Source organism: Agrobacterium sp. LEGMi-208b, from assembly GCF_059511785.1.
Genome location: NZ_CM183446.1, coordinates 1,249,269 through 1,270,347 on the forward strand (window position 1 = coordinate 1,249,269; position 21,079 = coordinate 1,270,347).

The 21,079-nt window shown below is 58.2% G+C and carries 17 protein-coding genes; 11 read left to right on the forward strand and 6 right to left on the reverse strand.

Annotation, left to right across the window (positions count from 1 at the left end; all coding sequences use genetic code 11):
* Window positions 1-42: 42 nt before the first annotated feature.
* From AC5YUO_RS20320 to AC5YUO_RS20335, 4 genes are all read right to left on the reverse strand, one after another.
* A complete protein-coding gene (locus tag AC5YUO_RS20320; protein ID WP_496154944.1) occupies window positions 43-2,904 on the reverse strand; it encodes an autotransporter outer membrane beta-barrel domain-containing protein in 2,862 nt (953 codons plus the stop codon).
* A gap of 1,010 nt (window positions 2,905-3,914) precedes the next feature.
* On the reverse strand, window positions 3,915-4,694 hold the full coding sequence (locus tag AC5YUO_RS20325; RefSeq protein WP_400816271.1) for a GntR family transcriptional regulator: 780 nt from the start codon (window positions 4,692-4,694) through the stop codon (window positions 3,915-3,917).
* Between the two features lie 107 nt (window positions 4,695-4,801).
* Window positions 4,802-5,566 carry a GntR family transcriptional regulator gene (locus AC5YUO_RS20330; protein ID WP_400816269.1) on the reverse strand — a complete coding sequence of 255 codons (765 nt, stop codon included), beginning with the start codon at window positions 5,564-5,566 and terminating at the stop codon, window positions 4,802-4,804.
* Window positions 5,567-5,688: 122 nt separating this feature from the next.
* Window positions 5,689-6,687, reverse strand: a complete 999-nt coding sequence (locus AC5YUO_RS20335; RefSeq protein WP_496156530.1) for a 4-hydroxyproline epimerase — start codon at window positions 6,685-6,687, stop codon at window positions 5,689-5,691.
* A gap of 230 nt (window positions 6,688-6,917) precedes the next feature.
* Here AC5YUO_RS20335 and AC5YUO_RS20340 point away from each other — a divergent pair, with 230 nt between their 5' ends.
* Complete coding sequence (locus tag AC5YUO_RS20340; protein ID WP_496154945.1) at window positions 6,918-7,718, forward strand: SDR family NAD(P)-dependent oxidoreductase; 801 nt, start codon at window positions 6,918-6,920, stop codon at window positions 7,716-7,718.
* A 21-nt stretch (window positions 7,719-7,739) separates the two neighbouring features.
* On the forward strand, window positions 7,740-7,952 hold the full coding sequence (locus AC5YUO_RS20345) for a tautomerase family protein (RefSeq protein ID WP_496154946.1): 213 nt from the start codon (window positions 7,740-7,742) through the stop codon (window positions 7,950-7,952).
* Between the two features lie 28 nt (window positions 7,953-7,980).
* Here the strand turns inward: AC5YUO_RS20345 and AC5YUO_RS20350 are convergent, their stop codons facing one another.
* Window positions 7,981-8,628 (reverse strand): TetR/AcrR family transcriptional regulator, encoded by a 648-nt coding sequence (locus AC5YUO_RS20350; protein WP_400816261.1) that lies wholly within the window; start codon window positions 8,626-8,628, stop codon window positions 7,981-7,983.
* Between the two features lie 287 nt (window positions 8,629-8,915).
* On the opposite strand from AC5YUO_RS20350, the gene AC5YUO_RS20355 reads away from it, so the two are divergent.
* The 6 genes from AC5YUO_RS20355 to AC5YUO_RS20380 all read left to right on the forward strand — a co-directional run bounded on the left by AC5YUO_RS20355 (window position 8,916) and on the right by AC5YUO_RS20380 (window position 16,257).
* Window positions 8,916-9,923, forward strand: coding sequence for an ABC transporter substrate-binding protein (locus tag AC5YUO_RS20355; protein ID WP_496154947.1), 1,008 nt, complete (start codon window positions 8,916-8,918; stop codon window positions 9,921-9,923).
* A 10-nt stretch (window positions 9,924-9,933) separates the two neighbouring features.
* Window positions 9,934-10,719, forward strand: coding sequence for an ABC transporter ATP-binding protein (locus AC5YUO_RS20360; protein WP_496154948.1), 786 nt, complete (start codon window positions 9,934-9,936; stop codon window positions 10,717-10,719).
* Window positions 10,712-11,485: an ABC transporter permease gene (locus AC5YUO_RS20365; RefSeq protein ID WP_400816255.1), complete on the forward strand. Its 774-nt coding sequence runs from the start codon at window positions 10,712-10,714 to the stop codon at window positions 11,483-11,485. Before AC5YUO_RS20360 ends, AC5YUO_RS20365 begins: the two co-directional genes overlap by 8 nt.
* Window positions 11,486-11,591: 106 nt before the next feature.
* Entirely contained in the window at window positions 11,592-13,664 is a 2,073-nt protein-coding gene (locus AC5YUO_RS20370) for a hydantoinase/oxoprolinase family protein (protein ID WP_496154949.1), read from the forward strand.
* A gap of 23 nt (window positions 13,665-13,687) precedes the next feature.
* Entirely contained in the window at window positions 13,688-15,421 is a 1,734-nt protein-coding gene (locus AC5YUO_RS20375; protein ID WP_496154950.1) for a hydantoinase B/oxoprolinase family protein, read from the forward strand.
* On the forward strand, window positions 15,418-16,257 hold the full coding sequence (locus AC5YUO_RS20380; RefSeq protein WP_496154951.1) for a sugar phosphate isomerase/epimerase family protein: 840 nt from the start codon (window positions 15,418-15,420) through the stop codon (window positions 16,255-16,257). The genes AC5YUO_RS20375 and AC5YUO_RS20380 overlap by 4 nt, the downstream gene beginning before the upstream one ends.
* 62 nt (window positions 16,258-16,319) lie before the next feature.
* Here the strand turns inward: AC5YUO_RS20380 and AC5YUO_RS20385 are convergent, their stop codons facing one another.
* Window positions 16,320-16,955 (reverse strand): GntR family transcriptional regulator, encoded by a 636-nt coding sequence (locus AC5YUO_RS20385; protein WP_496154952.1) that lies wholly within the window; start codon window positions 16,953-16,955, stop codon window positions 16,320-16,322.
* Between the two features lie 244 nt (window positions 16,956-17,199).
* Here AC5YUO_RS20385 and AC5YUO_RS20390 point away from each other — a divergent pair, with 244 nt between their 5' ends.
* The 3 genes from AC5YUO_RS20390 to AC5YUO_RS20400 are packed head-to-tail and all read left to right on the forward strand — an operon-like array spanning window position 17,200 to window position 21,031.
* Complete coding sequence (locus AC5YUO_RS20390) at window positions 17,200-18,594, forward strand: glycerate kinase type-2 family protein (RefSeq protein ID WP_496156531.1); 1,395 nt, start codon at window positions 17,200-17,202, stop codon at window positions 18,592-18,594.
* 15 nt (window positions 18,595-18,609) lie between these two features.
* Window positions 18,610-19,884, forward strand: a complete 1,275-nt coding sequence (eno, locus tag AC5YUO_RS20395; protein WP_496154953.1) for a phosphopyruvate hydratase — start codon at window positions 18,610-18,612, stop codon at window positions 19,882-19,884.
* Between the two features lie 25 nt (window positions 19,885-19,909).
* A complete protein-coding gene (locus tag AC5YUO_RS20400) occupies window positions 19,910-21,031 on the forward strand; it encodes a tyramine oxidase subunit B (RefSeq protein ID WP_400816243.1) in 1,122 nt (373 codons plus the stop codon).
* The last annotated feature ends 48 nt before the right edge of the window (window positions 21,032-21,079 follow it).

The window sequence follows — 21,079 nt, forward strand, 5'->3', positions numbered from 1 at the left end:
CTTTGTCAGACTGACGACTTACCAAGTAGCCCCTGAAACGCCCTAGAACCTGACAATGAGCCCGACTGTGCCCGCAAGGCTGTAGCTGCTCCCGAAATCGACAAGACTTGTATTGACGCCAGCTTGACCGTGGATGGCGTATTTATAGTCGCCCCACGAATAAGTCCCGCCGATCCCGAGGCCACCCCAGAGATTGTCTTGCGTGTTTACCAGTGCCACTCCCGCAAGGTCGGTCCTGCTATCGGGCAGCGCGGCGTAGTAGAGATTGGCAATGCCATAGGCATGGATACGGCTGGTCTCGCCGGCCTCATCGGTCCAGCTATTCTGGTAGTCGGCCGAAAGGCCCAGCCGAATATTGAGGTCGTTGCCATCGGCCAGCGAAACGGCGGCACCGAAGGTGTCAGTGAAGTCATCATAGGTGACGTCGGAATAGGTTAGCTGCGCCTGTGGCGTGACCGACCAGTTCTGGGTAAGTGCGATCTGCTGACCGGCCTCGACACCAAGGGCGTAACCGACGCCGCTATTGCCCGAAACCAGGCCGGTCGCTGCGGTCGAGGAAGCGAGTGCGCTGTCGTACCAGGTCAGGTTCGCCTGAGCATCGAGGTAAAAGCCGCGCGAACCATACCAGGTCAACGATCCGCCCAGGCCATAGCCGGTGCTGCTGATCGAGCCGTTTCCGAATATCGAGTTCACATCGCTGGCAATGGTGCCATATCGCGCGGAAAGCCCCCCGACAAGATTGCCGGCCTCACCCGAATAGAGCTGCTGATCGGCCCCGGCCTGCAATTGCCAGATGTCGACATCGGAGTCGGCTCCAGTTGTGGAGAACTTGGAATTCATGCTGGCGTGGCGGCCAACAATACGGCCCCATATACCGCTATTGGCGCCAGCCGCTTCGGGCAAGGCACGCGTTTCGATCACACCGGTAATCCAAGCACGATTGCCGACACGCTGCTGCAAGGTTTCGAGTTCGTTGAAACTCTGCAGCACCGTGGCATAAGCCTCGTAGATCGGAGCCCCGGCTTGATAAAGTGGCCCCGTCGGGGTAGTCCCGTTGATCAAGGCGGACCGCAGGTACCAGTCACCGTCGGCGGGCGTACTGACGCCTCCCTGATAAAGCCGGTAGGCATAGGCCCCGGCTACCACCGCCGGAGCGCCCTCGAAAGCATAGCTCCCCAGCAGCCTGAAATCGCCCGCGGACACGCCACCCACATCGACGATCCTGATGCCTTCGCTGGTCTGCGCGCCAGCGCCGCCGAGATTGATGACACGAACATTGGTGCTGCCGGACGTGTCGCCGGTCACCACCAGCAAGTCCGTGGCCGAGCTGTCTTCACCCAGAACCGTCTCGATTTCGAGCGTGCCGCCATTGCCGGCATAATTGCCAGCGACGGTAAGCGTGCCGATCGAATTGCCAGGCGCGATCGTGCCGCCGGCAAAATTCGTCGTCGTCCCCACCTGGCCTATGCCCTGCAACCGCCCGCCGATGACTTCCATCGACCCACCAAGGATGCCGTTGACCGAGAGGATGCCGTTATACACCCCGGAGACGCCCGACAGGCTCGAGCTATCGGCAGTAAGTATGGTCTGCCCGCTGCCCACCTGCCGAACGCCACCCGTCCCGTTGATTGTGCCGCCAAAGGTCACCTCGTCCGAGCGATTGAAGGTAAGGATGCCGCTATTGGCGACATTGCCCACTATGCTTCCGCTCGTGCCGCCGTCGCCCAGCTGCAAGGAGCCGGCCGTGATCGTCGTACCACCGCCATAGCTGTTGGCGCCGGTGAGCGTCAGCGTGCCCAGGCCGTCCTTGGTCAGGCTGCCCGCTCCCGTCATTACAGGGGCGATGCCGATATTATGGTTATTGGTGTCGATGATGCCGCCGCCAGCGCCAAGGGTAATCTGTTGAGCGCCATAGTTGCTGAAGAAATTCGCGTTTTCGCGAATGGCCCGAATGATGCCGCCATCCACGGTGACATTTGAGATACCTATACCGCCCCGGAAACCGCTGGTTTCCAGAACCCCGCGCACACCCGGCGTACCAAGTACATTCAGAGTACCGCTGGCTGTCACATCCGATGTGCCGAGATAGACGCCGTTATTCGCGAAAACCCGCGCGCCATCTTCGATGGTCATCACGCCGGTTCCATAATTGCCTAGGCTAAGATTGAAACTGGTCATGTCCCAGCTCGATCCCGCCCCGGTTACGGTGACACTGCCATCGCCACCGGCATTAGCGCCCACATAGCCCTGGCTGCTGGTCAGGCCGGCGCCATCTTCAATACGCAGATCGCCTTGGGCGAACAGGCCGACGGTGAACTGGTCCGTCACGGTCCAGGATGCGCCGGAAGTCAGAACTGCCTCTCCATAGGCGTTGACGCCAATGATAGCATCATAGCTCGACACCGCAGCGCCACCGGAGAGCTCAACAGCGCCGGCCTCCCAGGAACCAACGCTGATACGGCCGACAGTCGTGACACGACCGCCCTGCGCGACGTTAAGCGTTCCCGTTCCTTGCTCTCCAACGATCAGATCTTGCCGAAGAGACCAGGTGGAAGCATTGCCTGAGCCATCATCGCCTGAAACCGTCACGACGCCTGTGCCGCCCAGGCTGCTGCCGATATAGCCGGTCTCACCGCCAACGAAGCCGCCGGCAAGAATGTCGAGCGTTCCATTACCTTGCTGCCCGATAACGACATCACCAAGATTGTCCCAGCGCGAATTCTGACCCGAAACCGTGACGACTCCGACGCCGGACCCATTGAGGCCGACATAGCCCGTAGCATTGGTCAATGCGCTGCCATTGAGAATGGTCAAGCTACCAGCACTGTTCACACCGATTTCCAGATCGACGTTGCCATCGATGAGCGCAGGGTCTGACGGCGCGCTGTCGCCGCCAATGGACATTTGTGCCGATGCAGGCGAGAGCGCCGCCATCGCCAAAACGAAGGGTGCCGCCGAAATGAACAGGCATTGACGGAACGACCCAACACTTTGGAGAAAACGGCTGCCTTGCATCGTCACCGAGTTAAAAATGAAATAAGCGATGCCTGATTTTGTGAATATTATGCCTAATTATTCATTAATTCCCCTGTCTCATCGGTGCTGATTTCTTGAAGAAATTATTGCGGTTTGAGATGTTAACTTCATCCCCCCAAACCGATACTGCCACAGCGTAGCTTCCGAAGGCAGCGCCAGTGATGGGATTAGTCAGTTGGCCAGAACCCAAGTCTGCACACGAGCGTCTGAAATGCTTGCCGGTTTGACAGAAGCTGCCGGTCCGCAACTACCTCAAGTAGGGCCTTCAGCTCGAATAAACCCGAATGGCAGCTTTCGGAAACATGCAGAGTGACACCGAACGACTGAAATGACGGCGCAAGGCAGTCGATCGACCGCCCCAAGACTCTACACCTGACCGCAACGCCACTCGCTACACATATGGCGCCGGAGTCAACTTCCGGGTGAGGCGGGATGGGTCACAAGACGGCGAGGCTTATTAAGATTCCGCTTCGGCGAAACCGATAGCTTCGGGCCTACAAATGGCACTGGCTAGGGGCGACCAACGCCCGCCGCCGTCACCTGTGGCCTCAAACCATTCGTGCCCAGGTTTGGATGATTTGACGGTCGAAACTGTCCAATTTGCCCGCAAAGATCGAGGTGTCAAAAGCCGCAGCAAGTCTCTGAGATCAAGTGCGAGCACATTCTCTTTGAGATCATAAATTCTAAGTATCGCCATGCCCCCTGACGGCACGATTCGCATTGGCAGCAGCACTTCGTCAACAGGACCTACGTCGGGAAAATGCCTGAAAACAAAGCGCAGAGAACGTCAAACGTTTCCGTTTAAACAGGACGTGCTCTAAAAAGCCTGCTGGGGTCAGCGTCGGCAGGCTTCTTGCGGAGGCTGAAAGCCCGTCAGCTTAATCCTGGCTCTTATAGTGAACGGAAAGAGCGGCGCTGAGATTGCGGTTCAGGAAGTCCATGAACCTGCCCCTAAATTGCGCCGCATGTTGATGCGCGGCGTGCTCGGCCGCGTCGATATCCCGGTTTGTGATGGCATCAACCATGATCGTATGATCGGCAGCGATCTCCGCAACGCTCAGACTTGGATCGAGCGACTGATATTTGAAATGGAAGAAAAGAAGGCGGCGGCCTTCCTGCAGGATGCGACGGTATGAATCGCTGAAATAAGCGTTTCCACAGGCGCTCGCGATTGCCATATGGAATTCGAAATTTTTCTCGATCATCGGGATGCTGTCGCCGGACACCAACGTATTGGCAGCTTCGGCTTCATAGGCTTTCTGGGCGATGACGATTTTCTTGAGTTCGGCCGGGCTTCTGTTCATCGCCGCCAGGCGTGTTACGACCCGCTGCAGAAGGTCCAGCGCGTCGAGAAATTCCGGCATCTTGTCGAATTCCATCGGGGCAACCATGGTGCTTCGATTGGGAAGGATGACGACAAGTCCTTCTCCGGAAAGGCGAACCAGTGCTTCGCGGATCGGCGATCGGGACATGCCGAAGCGTTCGCTCAATCCCAGTTCATCAAGGGGCATGCCAGGAGCTACCTGCACCCGCAGAATTTCATCTCGCAACGTGTGATAAACGCGCGCGCTGCCGGTCAGTTTTGACCCGCTGGACGTGAGTACCGTAGGAGATGCAGGCATTGTAAACCCTTCAACAGTGATCTTGCGGGTGTTCACAACGCATTGCGGACCTCAAGATGTTAGAACCAAACACGTATGCATACTCTAATTTGTCATGGCTTGGCACAAAATATAGATCACCTTGGCCGCTGGTTGCGCTTGTCTCATCCCTTATCCTGAGTTTCCAAATGGCTGGGTTGCATGGCGGTTAAATCGACGGCCGAACTGACATTGCGGTTCAGGAACTGCATGAAACGTCCCTTGAATTGGGCCGCATGTTCGTGGGCGACCCGCTCAGCGCCATCGGCGTCCCGAAGCCTGATCGCCTCAATCATTTCTTCATGCCCAGCACCCAGCTTCTCGACACTGATATCCGGATCCATACGTTGAAACTCCAGGTGGAAGTGCAGGAGCCGGCGCCCGTCGTTTAGAACACGACTGTAAAAGTTGGTGAAATAGCGGTTACGTCCGGCCCGTGCGATCGCCATGTGAAACTCGTAATTGGAATCGATCATCGGGATTGAATCGCCGGTGTCGAGGCTGATGCGCGTATAGTCCACATAGCGCTTTTGCGCAGCGGTAATGACATCCAGATCGGCCTGTGTCCTGAACATCGCGGCGGAACGTGTGGTCACTCGCTGGTACAGGTCGAGCGCATCGAGAAATTCGGGTAATTTGTCGAGGTTCAGCGGAGTAACGATCGTGCTTCTGTTGGGCAGAATGTCAACGAGCCCTTCGCTGGAAAGGCGAACCAGAGCTTCGCGGATCGGCGAGCGGGACAGGCCGAAGCGTTCGCTCAATCCCACCTCATCGAGCGCGGAGCCAGGCGCCAGATCGACCCGAAGGATATCTTGCCGCAACTGGCTATAAACCCTGGAACTGCCCGTTTCCTTGGCCTGTGCCGGACTGGTGCTGAGCGGCTTTGCCATGCCTTCCTCCCTTTCGAATACCACCGCACATTCCCAAGGTGCGGCGGCTTGTCAAGCGTCTCGCTTTCCTCCTGTCACATTGCAAAGGGAAAGCGGCTGGAAAACCATGAACTTTCCAATGTTCAGGTTAGATAACCCTTGGCGTAAGGTTCGCTGTCATCGATATAATGGGTGGAGAGACCCGTAATATAAGCGCTGCCCTCGACGCTCGGAATCACCGCTTCAAGGCCGCTGTTCAAGGTAACGTGACGTTCCACCCGTCCCTTGAAGCTGGAGCCTATCAGGCTCTCATGGACAAAGACGTCGCCAATCTTCTGGTCGCCACGGGATGCGCGCAAGGCGACGCGCGCCGATGTTCCCGTGCCGCAGGGTGATCGGTCGATGATCTTGGGTGTTGCGATAACCACAGCCCGCGCCTCGCCGCCATTTTGAGCTGCGCCGCACCACATCGTATGATGGGCGCCGCGGATCTGCGGGTTGTCCGGATGGACGACATCGATAACCTCCGGGAGCAATTTGACGAGAACCTGCGCAAGCCGGCGAAGCTCTTCAGGGGCATAATCGGCGCAATCGCGGAAATTCGGTTGGCTTTCGATGATCGGATAGAAATTGCCGCCATAGGCAATGTCGAAGACGATCGGACCCAGATCGGGATGGTTGAGTTCGACGCCTTTTGCCAGGACGAAGGAAGGAACGTTGCTGAACCGCACGCCGGTGACCTTGTCGCCCTGCTTTTCATATTGCGCTTCGACCACGCCGGCGGGCGTATCCAGCCGAACGATACCGGCCGTTGCCGGGGTGACAATGCCCTGTTCGATAACGAATGTTACCAGGCCAATTGTGGCGTGGCCGCACATTGGAATGCATCCAGACGTTTCCAGATAAAGAACGCCGGTATCGCAATCGGCTCTGGTCGAAGGAACGAGCATCGCGCCTGACATCATCTCATGGCCGCGCGGCTCGCACATCAACCCGGTTCGTATCCAGTCGTGGCGGGCGATGAAGTCGACGCGGCGATCGCTCTGGGTTTCTCCGACGAGGTCTGGCTGACCTGAAATGACAAGGCGGACCGGCATGCCGGCGGTGTGGCCTTCGATACAGTCGAATGTGTAGCGGGTCATGATGTTTACTCGGCTTTCGCAGGGATTGATCGCGGTGACATTGTTGCCGACACTGGGCACATCCAGATTGTACGCATAATGTCGGTCATATGTCGACATATTAAATGTCAAACGTTAGAATGTTTTTGGTTCGCCGCAAAACGGTAGCCGAAATTGACTTGACTTCAGATTTATGTCGACATTAGATCGACCAATATGGCTTGACGACTGAGATATGACGGGAGAGTGCAATGAATGAAAAGTCCAACGGCGATCAGACGCCACTTGTTATTGTGACGGGCGGCGCCAGCGGTATTGGCGAAGCAACGTTACGAAAGTTCGTCTCGGCCGGCTGGCGAACGGTGAGCGCTGACGTCAACACCGAGCGCGGCAATGCGATTGCCGACGAGCTCTCCGCTCTGGGCGCAAAGCATGAATTCGTCCGTCTTGATGTCTCGGATGAGAATGCCGTGGATCAATTTGCAAGCGATGTTTATGCCAAGCACGGCCCCGTCGCTGCGGTTGTGAATTCCGGCGGCGTGCTTCAGAACGCGATCCGCATTACCGATATGCCGATTGCCGACTTCGACCGGATCATCGATATCAATCTGCGTGGCAGCGTTTTGATGGGCAAGGCATTCGGCCGCCGTATGTCGGAGACGGGTGGCGGCTCGATCGTCAATCTCTGCTCGCTCACCAGCTTCCAGGCAACGCCGCAACCGGCCTATGGCATGAGCAAGGCAGCGGTGAAGATGTTGACCGAGCAGATGGCCGCTGAATTCGGCCCCAGGGGTGTCCGCGTCAATGCGGTCGCACCGGGCTACACATTGACGCCGGCAATGAAACAGCGCATCGGCAGCGGCCAGCGCGATCCTGCTACCATTATCGCGAAGTCCGCTCTTCGGAAATTTGTGGAGCCGAAGGACGTCGGGGAAGCGATCTTCTTCCTGTGCTCATCGGCTGCATCGGCAATCACCGGGGCCACCTTGCCGGTGGATGCCGGTTGGCTGGTTTATTCCGTTTACAGCGCCGCCGCCGCGCAGCCCGAGTGATCCCCTTAATTCATTGAAAGCTTGCAGGAGCATCAGAAAATGCCCGTCATTCGTGTCGAAATGCTGTCCGGTCGTAGCCGGGAGCAGAAAAAGGAACTTGCGGAAGTTTTTACCCGCGAAATGTCCCGCATCTCCAAATGCGGACCAGAAGCGGTTCAGATCGTCTTCGTCGATGTCGAAAAGCAGGATTGGTCGGTTGGCGGCGTCCTGAGCGATGAGAAGAAGCACCCCTGACTGGCATAGGGGCTGGCCGTTTCCTTCGTCATTTCCGCAAATAGGCGATGACGATACCGACGGCCTGCTCCCGCTGCTTGGCGACTTCGTCCGCCTTTTCGAGTTGTTCATCGAGAACGATCGACAGCGTGTGGATGTTTGAAAAGTAGAAATATCCGAGCGCCGAGATTGAAACATAAAGATGCTTCAGATCGATATTTTCGCGGAAAACGCCGAGTTTCTGGCCTTTCCCGATGATGTAGTCGAGCTTTTCGAGAAGCGGCGTATAGAGCGACTTGATGTCCAGCGCCTGTTTGAGAAACCGGGCATTTTGAACATTTTCATGCGTCATCATTCTGACGATGTGCGGATTGTTGGCAAATGTGTCGAAGGTCGACTCGACGAGTTTCCTGATCGATTCCACAGGGTCTGGATCGTTATGGTCGATCTCGTGCTGGGAAGCGCGCAACTGTCTATAAATGTCGGAAAGGCTTGATATATATAACTCTTCCTTGCTGTTGAAATATTTGTAAATCAAGCTCTTGTTGGTTTGGGATTGCTCGGCGATCGCGTCGATGCGGGCGCCGTCGAAGCCACGTTCGGTAAATTCCGCCACGGCGGCGTCGATGATCCACTGTCTGGTTCGCTGCGGATCGCGAATTCTTTTCTTCTTGGTCACCGCGACTGTCTCATTCACGATCGGTGCCTCCTCCCGACGGGGTTGATCTCAGTTGTCCGTCTCGGCTCCCTAGCAGCTAAAGCCCGGTTTCGCCATGCGTTTTGCCGCATGGCCAAGCGGCATAGCAATGAATGGACATGTCGAATTCCGCAGTAAAAACAACATCAGTCAACCTAAGTTGCTGATACAAATCACAAATTTCGCATCTTGCCGCAATTTAAGGCGATTGACTCCAGTTTGGAAATCCAGTACGACAGTCGTTATTAAACTAAATAGTTCTATAAAGAACAAGAGGGGTTTTCGACATGGTTAGCAGGAACATCACATTTTCGACGACAAGACGGGCATTCGTTGCCGGAAGCATGGCAGCGCTTGCTGCACCGGCGCTCGGCCGCGCACAGGGACTGGAGACGGTTTCTGCGCGGATGGATTTTGCGCCATGGGGCGTTCAGGCGGCAATTCATCTTGCGCATGTCAAGGGCTGGTTCAAGGATGTCGGCCTGAATGTCGATATCCAGGATGGCCGCGGCTCCGCCAATACGCTGCAATTGGTAAATGCCGGCCAGGTGGATGTCGGGCAGGTTCAGCTTGGTCTGGTCCCGCAGGCGAGGGTCAAGGGTGCGCAGGTTCGTGCTTTCGCCGGTTTTGGCCGCGCGACCGATCTTTGCGCTGCGGTCGACCGGGATTCGTCAATCAAGACGGTCGCTGATTTCAGGGGCAAGAGCATCGTCTGCTTCGCTGCCAGCCCCTGGGCGCCCTTCATCGATTACTGGCTCGCGCAAGGTGGTCTGGATCGCACGACGGTCGAGCTGCTTCTGGTCGATCCCGCAGCCCTGTGGAGCACCTATACCACCAAGCGCGCCGATGCGATCCTGTCGACCGGGCCATCGATCCTTCCGCCAGCCGAAGCCGTACGTCCTTCCAAGGGGATTGCAGCAAGCGATGCAGGGGTGAATTTCCCGAGCTACGGCCTGGTCGCCAATGAGCAGGTCATTGCCAAACGGCACCATGTTCTAAAGGGTCTGGTTGCCTCCCAGCAGAAGGCATGGGCCTATCTTCGTGACGGACATGCGGAGGAAGGTGCGGAAGCCATGATCCAGCAGCGCCCGAATGCGAAGCTGGACAAGGCAATTCTCGTCAATCAGATCAAGCTGACGATTGAAACATTCGACACGCCGGCGACGGCCGGCAAGCCGATCGGCTGGCAGGCTGACGCGGATTGGAATGCCGCGCTCGACACCATGCGCAAATCCAAGGCGCTGACAACCGAGCTTGCCTTGACCGACATCTTCACAAACGATTTCGTTGCTTGAGGTTGACGGTATGAGCGTGCCGCAAGACAGCTACATACGGGTTTCCGGCGTGGATAAGCGATATGGCGGGCCGGAAACCGCATTGACCCTGCAGGGTATCGACCTGAACATACGTAAAGGCGAGTTCGTGAGCATTCTCGGTCCGAGCGGCTGCGGAAAGAGCACACTCTTGAAATGCGTGGCCGGGCTTGAGAATGTCACTTCGGGCCGGATCAGTGCCCGGGGTGAGGCCATCAAAGGGCCCCCGGCGGGCCTTGGAATGGTGTTCCAGCGCGACATGCTGCTGGACTGGCGCACGATCGTGGAAAACGTGCTGTTCAATGTCGAGCTTCAGCAGAAGGTCACGCCGGAGATCCGCGAACGTGCGAAAGCCCAATTGGCGAGGTTTGGTCTGGCTGGATATGAGGACAAGCGCCCCTGGGAGCTTTCCGGCGGCATGCGGCAGCGTGCTTCCATTTGTCGGGCGCTGTTGACCGATCCGGATATTTTGCTGATGGACGAGCCCTTCGGTGCTCTCGATGCGATGACGCGCGACGACCTCAATGTCGAGGTCGCCCGCATCTGGCTGGAAACCCGCAAGACGATCGTCTTCATCACTCACAGTATCAGCGAGGCGGTTTTCCTGTCCGACAAGGTCGTCATTCTAGACCGTCATCCGGGCAGGATCATCGAAGTTCTCGATATCGACCTGCCGCGCCCGCGCCCTTTGTCCTTGCGTGAGACGCCCGACTTCGGGCGCTACAGCAACCACATTCGACAGGTCTTCACCAAGCTGGGAATCGTCAAAGATGCATAAAAAAGCTTCCCGCCTTTCACGCTTTCTCCCAGGTGTTCTGACATTGGTGGCGGCTGTCGCGCTCTGGGAGGTCGCGGTTCGGGCCTTCGCCATATCGCCCATCCTTTTACCCGCGCCTTCGGCCGTATGGCAGGAGTTTCTGAGGGCACCCTCTTATTTCCTCTATAATGCCGGCATCACGCTTGGCGTAACGCTGATCGGCTTCCTGTTGTCGGTTCTGTTCGGTGTTTTGCTCGCAATCGTGATCGTCTCGTCGAAATCGCTGGAACGGCCGATCTTTTCGCTGCTCGTCGCACTCAATTCCATCCCCAAGGTGGCGCTTGCACCCCTCTTTGTCGTCTGGATGGGCATCGGACCCGAGCCCAAAATCGCCATCGCTGTGATGCTGGCGATCTTCGCCATCGTCATCGATACGGTTCTCGGCCTGCGCTCGGTCGATCCCGACATGATCAATCTTGCCCGCGTCGGTCGGGCAAGCGCTTGGCAGATCCTCGTGAAAGTGCGGTTGCCCTGCGCCCTGCCGAGTATCTTCGCCGGGCTCAAGGTCGCCATTTCGTTGGCGTTGATCGGCACGATTATCGGTGAATTCGTCGGCTCCTCCTCTGGTCTCGGCTTTGCGATCCTGACTGCCCAGGGCCAATTCGACACGCCGAGCCTTTTCGTCAGTCTGGTGCTGCTGATCGCGATGGGCTCGCTCCTCTTCAGTCTCATGGAAACAATCGAACGGCTTTCCATTCCCTGGCACGCCTCGGTTCGATCCCACTAACGCATACGCATTCACTGCTGCTTTCATTCGACGGCCGGAAAATCCGGGCGAACGGGGAAGGCATGCCCTGATGTTCCCAAGGCGCGCTTCGGCGCAGGAGGTAAAAATGAATACTGCACGCATCGGCGTGGATATTGGCGGGACATTTACGGACCTCGTCCTGTTCGGTGATGGAGGCGAGACCTTCTTCACGAAGGTTCCCTCGACCCCTGCCAAGCCTGAGCAGGCGGTTCTGACCGGTATCAGGCAGATCACCGAGACGGCCGGGCTTGACGTCGGCAAGGTTGTGGAAGTCGTCCACGGAACGACAGTCGGCTCCAACACGCTGCTTCAGAAAGTCGGCGCCAAGAGCGGCCTTATCACCACAAAGGGTTTCCGCGACGTTCTCGAAATCGGCCGCGTTCGCACGCCGACCATGTTCGATCTGAGCTGGGAAAAGGCGGTTCCGCTGATTTCGCGTCGCTATCGCCTTGAAGTGGATGAGCGCTCCACATCCGATGGTCGTGTGCTCAAGCCGCTGAACGAACGGGAAGTCATCGAAATCGGTCGCTTTTTCGAAAGCGAAGGCGTCGAATCCGTCGCGATCTGCTTCATCAACTCCTACAAGAACCCGGAGAACGAGGCGCGTGCGCTCGATGTCATGCGCAGGCACTTCCCGAACATGTGGGTCACCGCTTCCGTTTCGGTTCTGCCGGAAATCCGCGAATACGAGCGCACCTCGACCACGGCCGTCAATGCCTACGTCCTTCCGTCGCTGCGCGCCTATTTCGAGCGTCTCGAAAACGGTCTTCGCGAGATCGGTGTCTCGGCACCGCTCCTCATCAGCAACTCGAATGGTGGTTTGTCGAGCGCCAGGATGGCGCAGGAAAAGCCGGTCTTCTTCATTTCGTCGGGCCGTTCGGCAGGCGTCGTCGGTGCCGGCCGTCTCGGCGAAGCGATGGGCGAAAAAGACCTTGTGGTCTTCGACATGGGCGGCACCACAGCTTCCGCGTCGCTGATCCACAATGGCGAACTGTCGCGCGCCAATGAATATGAATTTCGTGCCGGCATTTCGACGCCGAGCCGGTTCATCAAGGCCGGTGGTTATCTGATGCGTGTTCCGACCGTCGACGTTGCCGAAGTCGGCAGCGGCGCTGGCTCCATCGCGCGCATCGACGATGGCGGCCTGCTGCATGTCGGCCCCCTCTCGGCCGGCGCCGATCCGGGGCCGGTCTGCTACGGCATCGGCGGTCAGTCACCGACTGTCACGGACGCCAACGTCGTTCTCGGCTTCCTGCCGTCTGCGCTTGCCGGCGGCAGCATGAAGCTCGACGTTGAAGGTGCGCGTGCCGCGATCAGGGGCGACCTCGCCGATCCGCTCGGCCTGTCGATCGAAGACGCTGCTTTCGGTATCCGCGAAGTCGTCAATATCAACATGGCCCGCACCATCAAGGCGGTGACCGTCGAGCGCGGCGTCGATCCGCGTGATTTCGCAATCCTCGCCTTCGGCGGCTCCGGCCCGGTGCATGCTTGTGACCTCGCCCGCACGCTCAACATTTCCCGCGTCATCTTCCCGAAGTCGCCGGGCGTATTCACGGCGACGGGCATGCTGGCCGCCAAGGTCGAGCGCTACTTTCTGCGCAGCCTCAACGGCATGCTCGACCAGCTTCCGGTCGATCAGGTCAATGCGCTGCTGAAGGAAATGCGCGCGGAGGCGATCGCATCGCTGGCCGAGGAAGGTTACTCGGAAGCTCAAGTCGAATGCGGTTTCGAAGCCGATCTGCGCTTCAAGGGGCAGGATTTCGAACTGCCGATCGCCTTGCCGGAAACCGTTACCGAAGCCGACCGGGCGAGCCTGCGCACCGCCTTCCGTGAGGTCTACAAGGGTATTTACGGCTATGCGTCGGATGATGGTGTCGAGATCGTCAACATCCGCCTCAATGCCAGCGGCAATAGCGGTAACCGTCTCAGCTTCGTTCCGAACCCGCCGGAAAAGAGCGCGAACGGCCCCGACTCTCGCAAGATCTATTTCTCGCGCACCGACGGCTGGATCGATACTCCGATCTACCAGCGCGAGACCTTCCAGGGTGGCGTGACCGGACCGCTCATCATCCAGAGCCCGGACACCACCATCGTCATCCCGCCGCGCGCAACCGCCGACCTCGATACCTTCGGTAACGTCGTCGCCACCCTCGCTTGAGTCGTTTGAGAAGGAACAGCTTCATGGCTCAGAAACACAACGATCCCATCACCTTCGCCGTCATCAAGAACGCGCTGGATACCATTGTCGACGACATGGCCTTCGCCGTCATGCGTACCGCACGCTCACCGATCGTTCGCGACGTTCTCGATTATTCCGTCACGCTCTGCGACCGTCACGGCCGCATCCTGTCGCAAGCCAAGACCGTTGCCCTCCATCTCGGTGCAGTTCCCGATGCGATGGAAGTCATCATGGCGAAATATGCCGACGATCTTTCGCCCGGCGACGTCATTGTCTTCAACGATCCCTATGAAGGCGGCATGCACCTTCCGGATATCTTCATGATCCGGCCGATCTTCCATCGCGATTCACTGCGTGGTTTCTCCGTCGTCATCGCGCACCATTGCGATGTGGGCGGTCGTGTTCCCGGTTCGAATGCCGCAGACTCGACCGAAATCTACCAGGAAGGCCTGCGCATTGCGCCGATGAAGCTCTATTCGAAGGGTGTCGTCAACGATACCCTGATGCGCATCATCGAAAAAAACGTCCGCCTTCCGGAACTGGTATTCGGTGATCTGGAGGCGCAATTCGCGACCTGCAACCTCGGTGAGCGCGAATTGCTGCGTCTGATCGAACGTTACGGCGCCGAGGAACTCGACAGCTATTTCGATGACCTCATTGACTACGGCGAGCAATTGACGCGCGCTGCGATCCGCTCCTGGCCGGATGGTGACTACCATTTCGAAGACTATATCGATGGCGATGGTTTCACGACCGAAGCGATACCGATCAAGGTCAAGCTCACCGTCAAGGGCGATCATCTCTACGTCGATTTCGCCGGGTCTTCGCCGCAGGTCAAGGGTGCCATCAATTCGACGCTCTCCTTCGTGAAGTCTTCGACTTATCTTTCGGTGCGCTGCGCGCTCGATGGCGAAGTACCGAACAATGCCGGCGTATATCGTGCCATCACGATCTCGGCGCCGGAAGGCTCGATCCTCAATCCGCTGATGCCGGCGCCGGTCGCGGCCCGCGCATTGACTGGCTATCGCGTTGTCGACACGGTTCTGGGTGCGCTGTCGCAGATCGCGCCGAAGAGGGTCATGGCGGCCGGTGAAGGCGGCAACACGGTTCTGGCCTTCGGCGGTTGGGATAAAGAAACCCGCGAACCCTTCGTCCTGGTCGACATGATCAACGGCGCATGGGGCGGTCGCTGGAACAAGGACGGCGTCGAAGGCGTCACCAATCCGTCGCAGAATATGTCGAACCTGCCGGTCGAGACGCTCGAAGTCCGTTATCCGATGATGATGGACGAATACAGCCTGCGACCGGACTCCTGCGGAGCAGGGGAATATCGCGGTGGTCTCGGCCTGATCCGGCAATATCGTCTTCTTGCCGAAGAAGCCGTGCTGCAGATTCGCGCCGACCGTTGCAACCATTCGCCCTACGGCCTGTTCGGCGGCAAACCGGCTGCACCCTGCATCAACATCCTCGATCCGGAAGGTGAGAATGTCTATCTGCCCGCCAAGGTTACCCGCACGATCGGTCGTGATGTCGTGGTTCGGCATGAGCAGGCCGGTGGCGGTGGCTACGGCGATCCGCTGAAGCGTTCGCTCGACCTGATCCGCGACGACCTCGTCAATGGCAAGATCACAGCGGCCTATGCCGGCGAACATCATGGCGTCGTCTTTGCCGCGGACGGTGTGACCATCGATGTCTCGGCAACCGAGAGCCGTCGCATCCAGGGGGTGGCGGCATGACGCAGTACGATCTTACGCGGTTCGCGATCAATCAGATCACCACACCAAAATGGTCGATGCCGGAGGCGATCGAAGGTTATGCGCGCCATGGCGTGAAAGGCATCGCGGTCTGGCGGCACTTCCTCGACGCTTATGGTGTCGAGGCAACAGCCAAACATCTTCGGGATGCGGGGATGTGGGTGGCTTCGCTGTGCACGAGCGCCTGGGTCAATGAAACGGACCCGGCAGCCTATCGGGGGAAGATCGAGGAAAACCGCCGCATCATCGATCAGGCGGCGGCCATCGGTGCGCCTTGCGTCGTCATGGTGATGGGTGGTTTGCCAATCGGTGACAAGGATCTTGCCGGCCAGCGGGCGCGTATTCACGACGCGCTTGCGGAACTTGCGCCCTATGCTCAGTCTTCCGGCGTAAAACTCGGCCTCGAGCCGCTGCATCCGATGTATTGCGGTGACCGCAGCGCAATGAATTCTATCACCGACGTCAACGGTCTGATTGACGAATTGGGAGATAGTGTGACCAGCCTTGTTGCCGATGTCTACCATTGCTGGTGGGACACGGCTTTCGAGAGGGAGTTGCGCCGGGCCGGAAAAGACCGGATCCAGACGTTCCACTATTGCGACTGGCTGGTGCCCACCAGAAATCTCAGAGACCGCGGCATGGTCGGAGATGGCGTTGTCGATATTGCCCGCATTCGCGGCTGGCTCGACGAGATCGGTTATGAAGGCCCGTTCGAGCTGGAAATCTTCTCCGAGCTCGACTGGTGGGAACGCGATCCAGATGAGACGGTCCGTATCGCCGTGGAACGATGCGGACCCTATGTCGGGCCATTGCGATAGGGCTTTTCAAGCTATCAACTTGATTGCATGTCACGGGGGCTTCGCATTGCTGCGGAGCCCTGTCAAGTTTCCGGTATCGTGCCTGTCAGCTTGGTTCCCTCCAGCAGATTGTGCTGCTCGGATAAAGACCCTGCAAGATCGGCGTTTTTGTTACGGATCGCATCGAAGATCGGTTGGTGCTGGGCGACAATCTCGGACGGATCGCTGATCAGGGCATCACTGGAATGGATGTAGACCAGGATCTGCTGTTCGATCAGTTCATATTGCAGCCGGAGCCTTTCATGGTTTGCAGCATTGACGATCGACTTGTGGAACGCGAAATCCGCCTCCGCGATAGAGGCAGCCTTGCCCGTCTCGCATTGCGACTTTAGATTCTGGAACGCTTTGGCGATCGTATCCAGGCCATTGCTGTCATCCGTGGACGCCGCCAATTGGGCGGCCAGTCGCTCGACGGCCCCGCGCAAAGTGTAAAGCTCCCAGATATCCTGGCGCGTCAATTCAATAACGGTCCATCCGGTATAGGGAACGAGATTGACGAGCCCTTCCTTGCCCAGTTGGTGAAGGGCTGTCCGCACGGTGGCGCGTGAAAGCCCCATTTCTTCGGAAAGCTGGACTTCGGTCAATCGCGAACCCGGGCGGATGGAACCGTCGATGATCTGGCCGCGCAAGGCGTCCAAGGCGCGCGCGTCGGCGGGCATTTTCTGGATCTTGGGAAGTTTTACCTGCGTCATTGAAAGCCTCTGCCTGACAAGGAATCGAAACCTATAGCCGCGCCCGATATCCAACAAGGTCAAAAAAAACGCTAAATTGATTTATGGGCTATTGTCGACAATAGCCCATAATGATAGAGATGGCGACCACAGAGGCAAACCCTGTCCGCACAAATATCCATTCACCCTCCAGCGCACAGCTGCTTTCGAGGAGCGCCTATCCGTGTCCAAAATGACGAAGATACGAAACGCCGACACCATTCTTTCGCAAGGCGACATCGCTTCACGGCAGGTCGTGCTGGAGATTGCCGATCGCACGCTTGAGCGGCTCGACAGCTATAAGCGCATTCGCAGCATCATGCGGCTGGACGGCGATATCCTGCATATCGGCACCAAGTCCTGGGATCTGTCGAAGAAGCGCCATGTCTATCTCTTCGGCGCCGGCAAGGCCTGCAATCACATGGCGATGGCCGTGGATCACGTGCTTGGAGATCGCCTGACCGGCGGAATTGCGATCGTCAAGATCCACGAGGAAACCGACCACTTCAACAAGACCGAGGTCTATGTCGGCGGTCATCCGCTTCCGAACGAGGAGGGTTTCCGTGCCTCGCGGAAGATCATCGAGATCGTCGATCAGGCCGGGCCGGACGATCTGTTCATCGTGGTGATCAGCGGCGGCAGTTCTGCCCTCATGTCGTGCCCGATTGACGGCATCACCTTGCAGGATGAGATCGATACGACTGACGTTCTGCTGAAGTCAGGCGCCGGCATTTACGAAATCAATGCCGTGCGCCGGCATATTTCCGCGCTGAATGGCGGCATGCTGGCCAAACGTATCCAGGAAGTGGGTGCCGAACTCATCGGCTTCGGTATCAGCGATGGCGTGGGCACACCGGCTACAGGCGACATTGCCGTCCCCTATGCCGCGTATAAGAGCACGCCGATCGGCCCGGATGCGACGACACTGGACGATGCGCGCGCCACCATCGTCAACTTCAACGTCGCCGACCGGCTGCCACCGCGTGTCGTCGATTACCTGATGAATGCCGGCCCGGACAAGGAAACGCCGAAGGCCTTCCCGAGCAACACGTATTTCCTGCTGAACTCGCTGCCGGACAGCTGCATCTATGCCAGGCAGGTCTGCGAGGAGATGGGCATTCCGGCCATGATCGTCTCGTCCTTTCTCGAAGGTGAAAGCAAGGATGCCGGCACGTTTTTCGCGTCGATCGCACGGGAGATCCAGACGCATGGCAATCCGATCAAGGCGCCCTGCGTCCTTCTCAGCTCGGGCGAAGTCACGACCCAGATCCTCGATAACAGCGTGATCAAGGGTCATGGTGGACCAGGTCAGGAAATGGCCGTCGGCTTTGCAATCATGGCGTCGAAAACAAAAGGCGCCTGCCTTCTGTCGATAGACAGCGAAGGCACCGACGGCACCGCCAAGGTCGCCGGCGGCATCACCGACTCCGCCAGCCTTGCCGCCGCTGCCGCCAACGGAATCAACCTCCACCAGACATTGCGCGAACACAGCTGCTTCGAGGCGCTCGATGCGATCGGATCGGCGATCTTCACCGGCAATACCGGCACCAATCTCTGCGACCTCAACATTCTCTACGTTCCAGCCTGAAGGATGGCCAGCAAGATGGAAGACAGGATCGTATCGGTCTTTGCCCAACAGATCATCGACTGCAAATGCCGCCCCGCCGTCGAAGTCGAAATCCGCACCGCAAGCGGCGCAATCGGTCGGGGTGCGGCGCCGACCGGTACATCAGTCGGCATGCATGAAGCCTTCGTCCTGAGAGACGGCGACAAGTCGAGTTATGGTGGCCTTAGCGTCCATAACGCCGTCGAAAAGGCCGAGAAAGTCATTGGTCCGGCATTGATCGGCATGAATGTCTTCGATCAGCGCGCCATCGACCAGAAGATGATTGATCTGGACGGCACACCGGACAAACGGAACCTCGGCGGCAACACCATTTATTCGGTGTCCATCGCGGCGTTCCGTGCCGCTGCCGACGCACGCCGCATTCCGCTTTACGATCATATCGCCGGCGCCGGCATCAAGACTGTTCCGGTGCCGTGCTTTAATGTCATCAACGGCGGCAAATACGAAGGCTTCATCCAGTCTTTCAACGAATTCCTGATCGTCCCCTACGGCACCGACAGCATCGACACGTCCATCGAGATGGCGGTGACCGTTTTCCAGAAGCTCGGAGAGGTGCTGACCGGACACCTCGGTCACAAGCCGCAGGTGGCAAGCTCCTACGGTTATGCGGCGCCGTCCGATGATCCTGAAGTCCTGCTTGACCTGATGCAGAAGGCGATCGACGAATGCGGTTATACCGGCCGGATTGCCTTTGCGCTCGATTGCGCTTCCAGCGAATTTTACGACGCAAAAAGCCGTACCTATCTTCTCAAAGGGGAGCGGGTCAGCAGCGATCGGTTAATTGCCTACACCAAGGCACTGACGGAAAAATACAATTTCGTCTTTATCGAGGATTTGCTCGATGAGAACGATTGGGATGGTTACGTCAAGACGAGCCAGGAACTGACCCGCACCATCATCCTTGGCGACGATTTGACGGTCACCAAGCTGGACTATCTCAAGCGGGCCCATGAAACCCGCGCGGTGGCGGGCTTCATCCTCAAGCCGAACCAGGTCGGCACGATCACCGAAGCCATGGACGCTTATCGTTTTGCCGACGATCACGGGATGATCGCCGTGCCTTCCGGTCGCTCCGGCGGTGTCGTTGACGATGTGGTGATGGATTTCTCCGTCGGTCTGCAGGTGCCGTTTCAAAAGAACGGCGCGCCGCGTTCCGGCGAGCGCATCGAGAAACTGAACTTCCTGATGCGGGCCAATGCGCGAAGCGCCGGCTGCCGCCTCTACGACATCAAACCTCTGCTCAAGTTCTAACCATAAGTCTTCGAAGGGAACAGCAATGTCTACCAAAATCGACTTCGTTTATCTGTCCGAACCCGACATGATCGCCGCCGGCGTCAACGACGCGGCCCGCTGCGTCGAGGTGTGCGAGGAAACCTTCAGCCTGCTCGGCGAAGGCGATTACCTCATGGGTGGCGCCAACCACAATAATCACGGCATGAACATCGTCTTCCCGAAGGAAACGAAGTTCCCGAACATGCCGGTTGCCGGCCCTGACCGCCGTTTTGCCGCCATGCCGGGTTATCTCGGCGGTCGTTTCGATGTCTGCGGCAACAAGTGGTACGGTTCCAACCACGCCAATACCCAGAAGGGCCTTCCGCGCTCAATCCTGACGATGATGATCAACGACAAGGAAACCGGCGCCCCGCTGGCACTGATGTCGGCCAACCTGCTCAGCGCCGCCCGCACCGGCGCCGTACCGGGCGTTGCCGCCAAGCATCTCGCCAGGAAGGATTCCAAAACCGTCTCGATCGTCGGCTGCGGCCCGATCAACAAGGCCTGCTTCACGGCGGTCATGACGCAGCTGCCGGCCGTCGAAAAGGTTGTCTGCTTCGACGTCTTCCTCGACAAGGCCAATGAACTGGCGCGCTGGGTCGAGGAAACCTACAAGGTCAAGGCCGTTGGCGTGGACGAGGCCGAGGCCGGCTTCCGTGATGCCGACGTCATCACCGTCGCGGCCTCGCGGCTGAAACCGCTGTTCTTCAAGGACGAATGGATCAAGGAGGGCGCAACCATCCTGGTCTCCGGCCCGGTCAATGCCGACGAATCCTTCCTGACCAGTTGCAAGATCGTCTATGACCACACTCCATTGCAGGAAGCCTATGTCGAAGACGCGATCGCCTCCGGCAACAAGGATGCCTATTACAGTGGTGTCATCGGCGGGCCTTTCTACCGCCTGATCGATGCAGGCAAGCTGCCAGCGCTGAAGGACTCCACCGGTCTCGGCGACGTTGTCAACGGCAGGAAGTCCGGCCGCGAAACCGCCAGGGACAGGATTGTCTTCATCGCGTGCGGCATGGCCGTTTTCGATATCAGCTGGGGTTACGAAATGCTCGAAAGCGCCAAGCAAAAAGGTATCGGGCAATCCCTCAACCTCTGGGACAAGCCGAGCCTGGCCTGATCGAAAGCCGGCCGCGGCGGGAAAAGACGCCTTGGCCGGCGATTACGA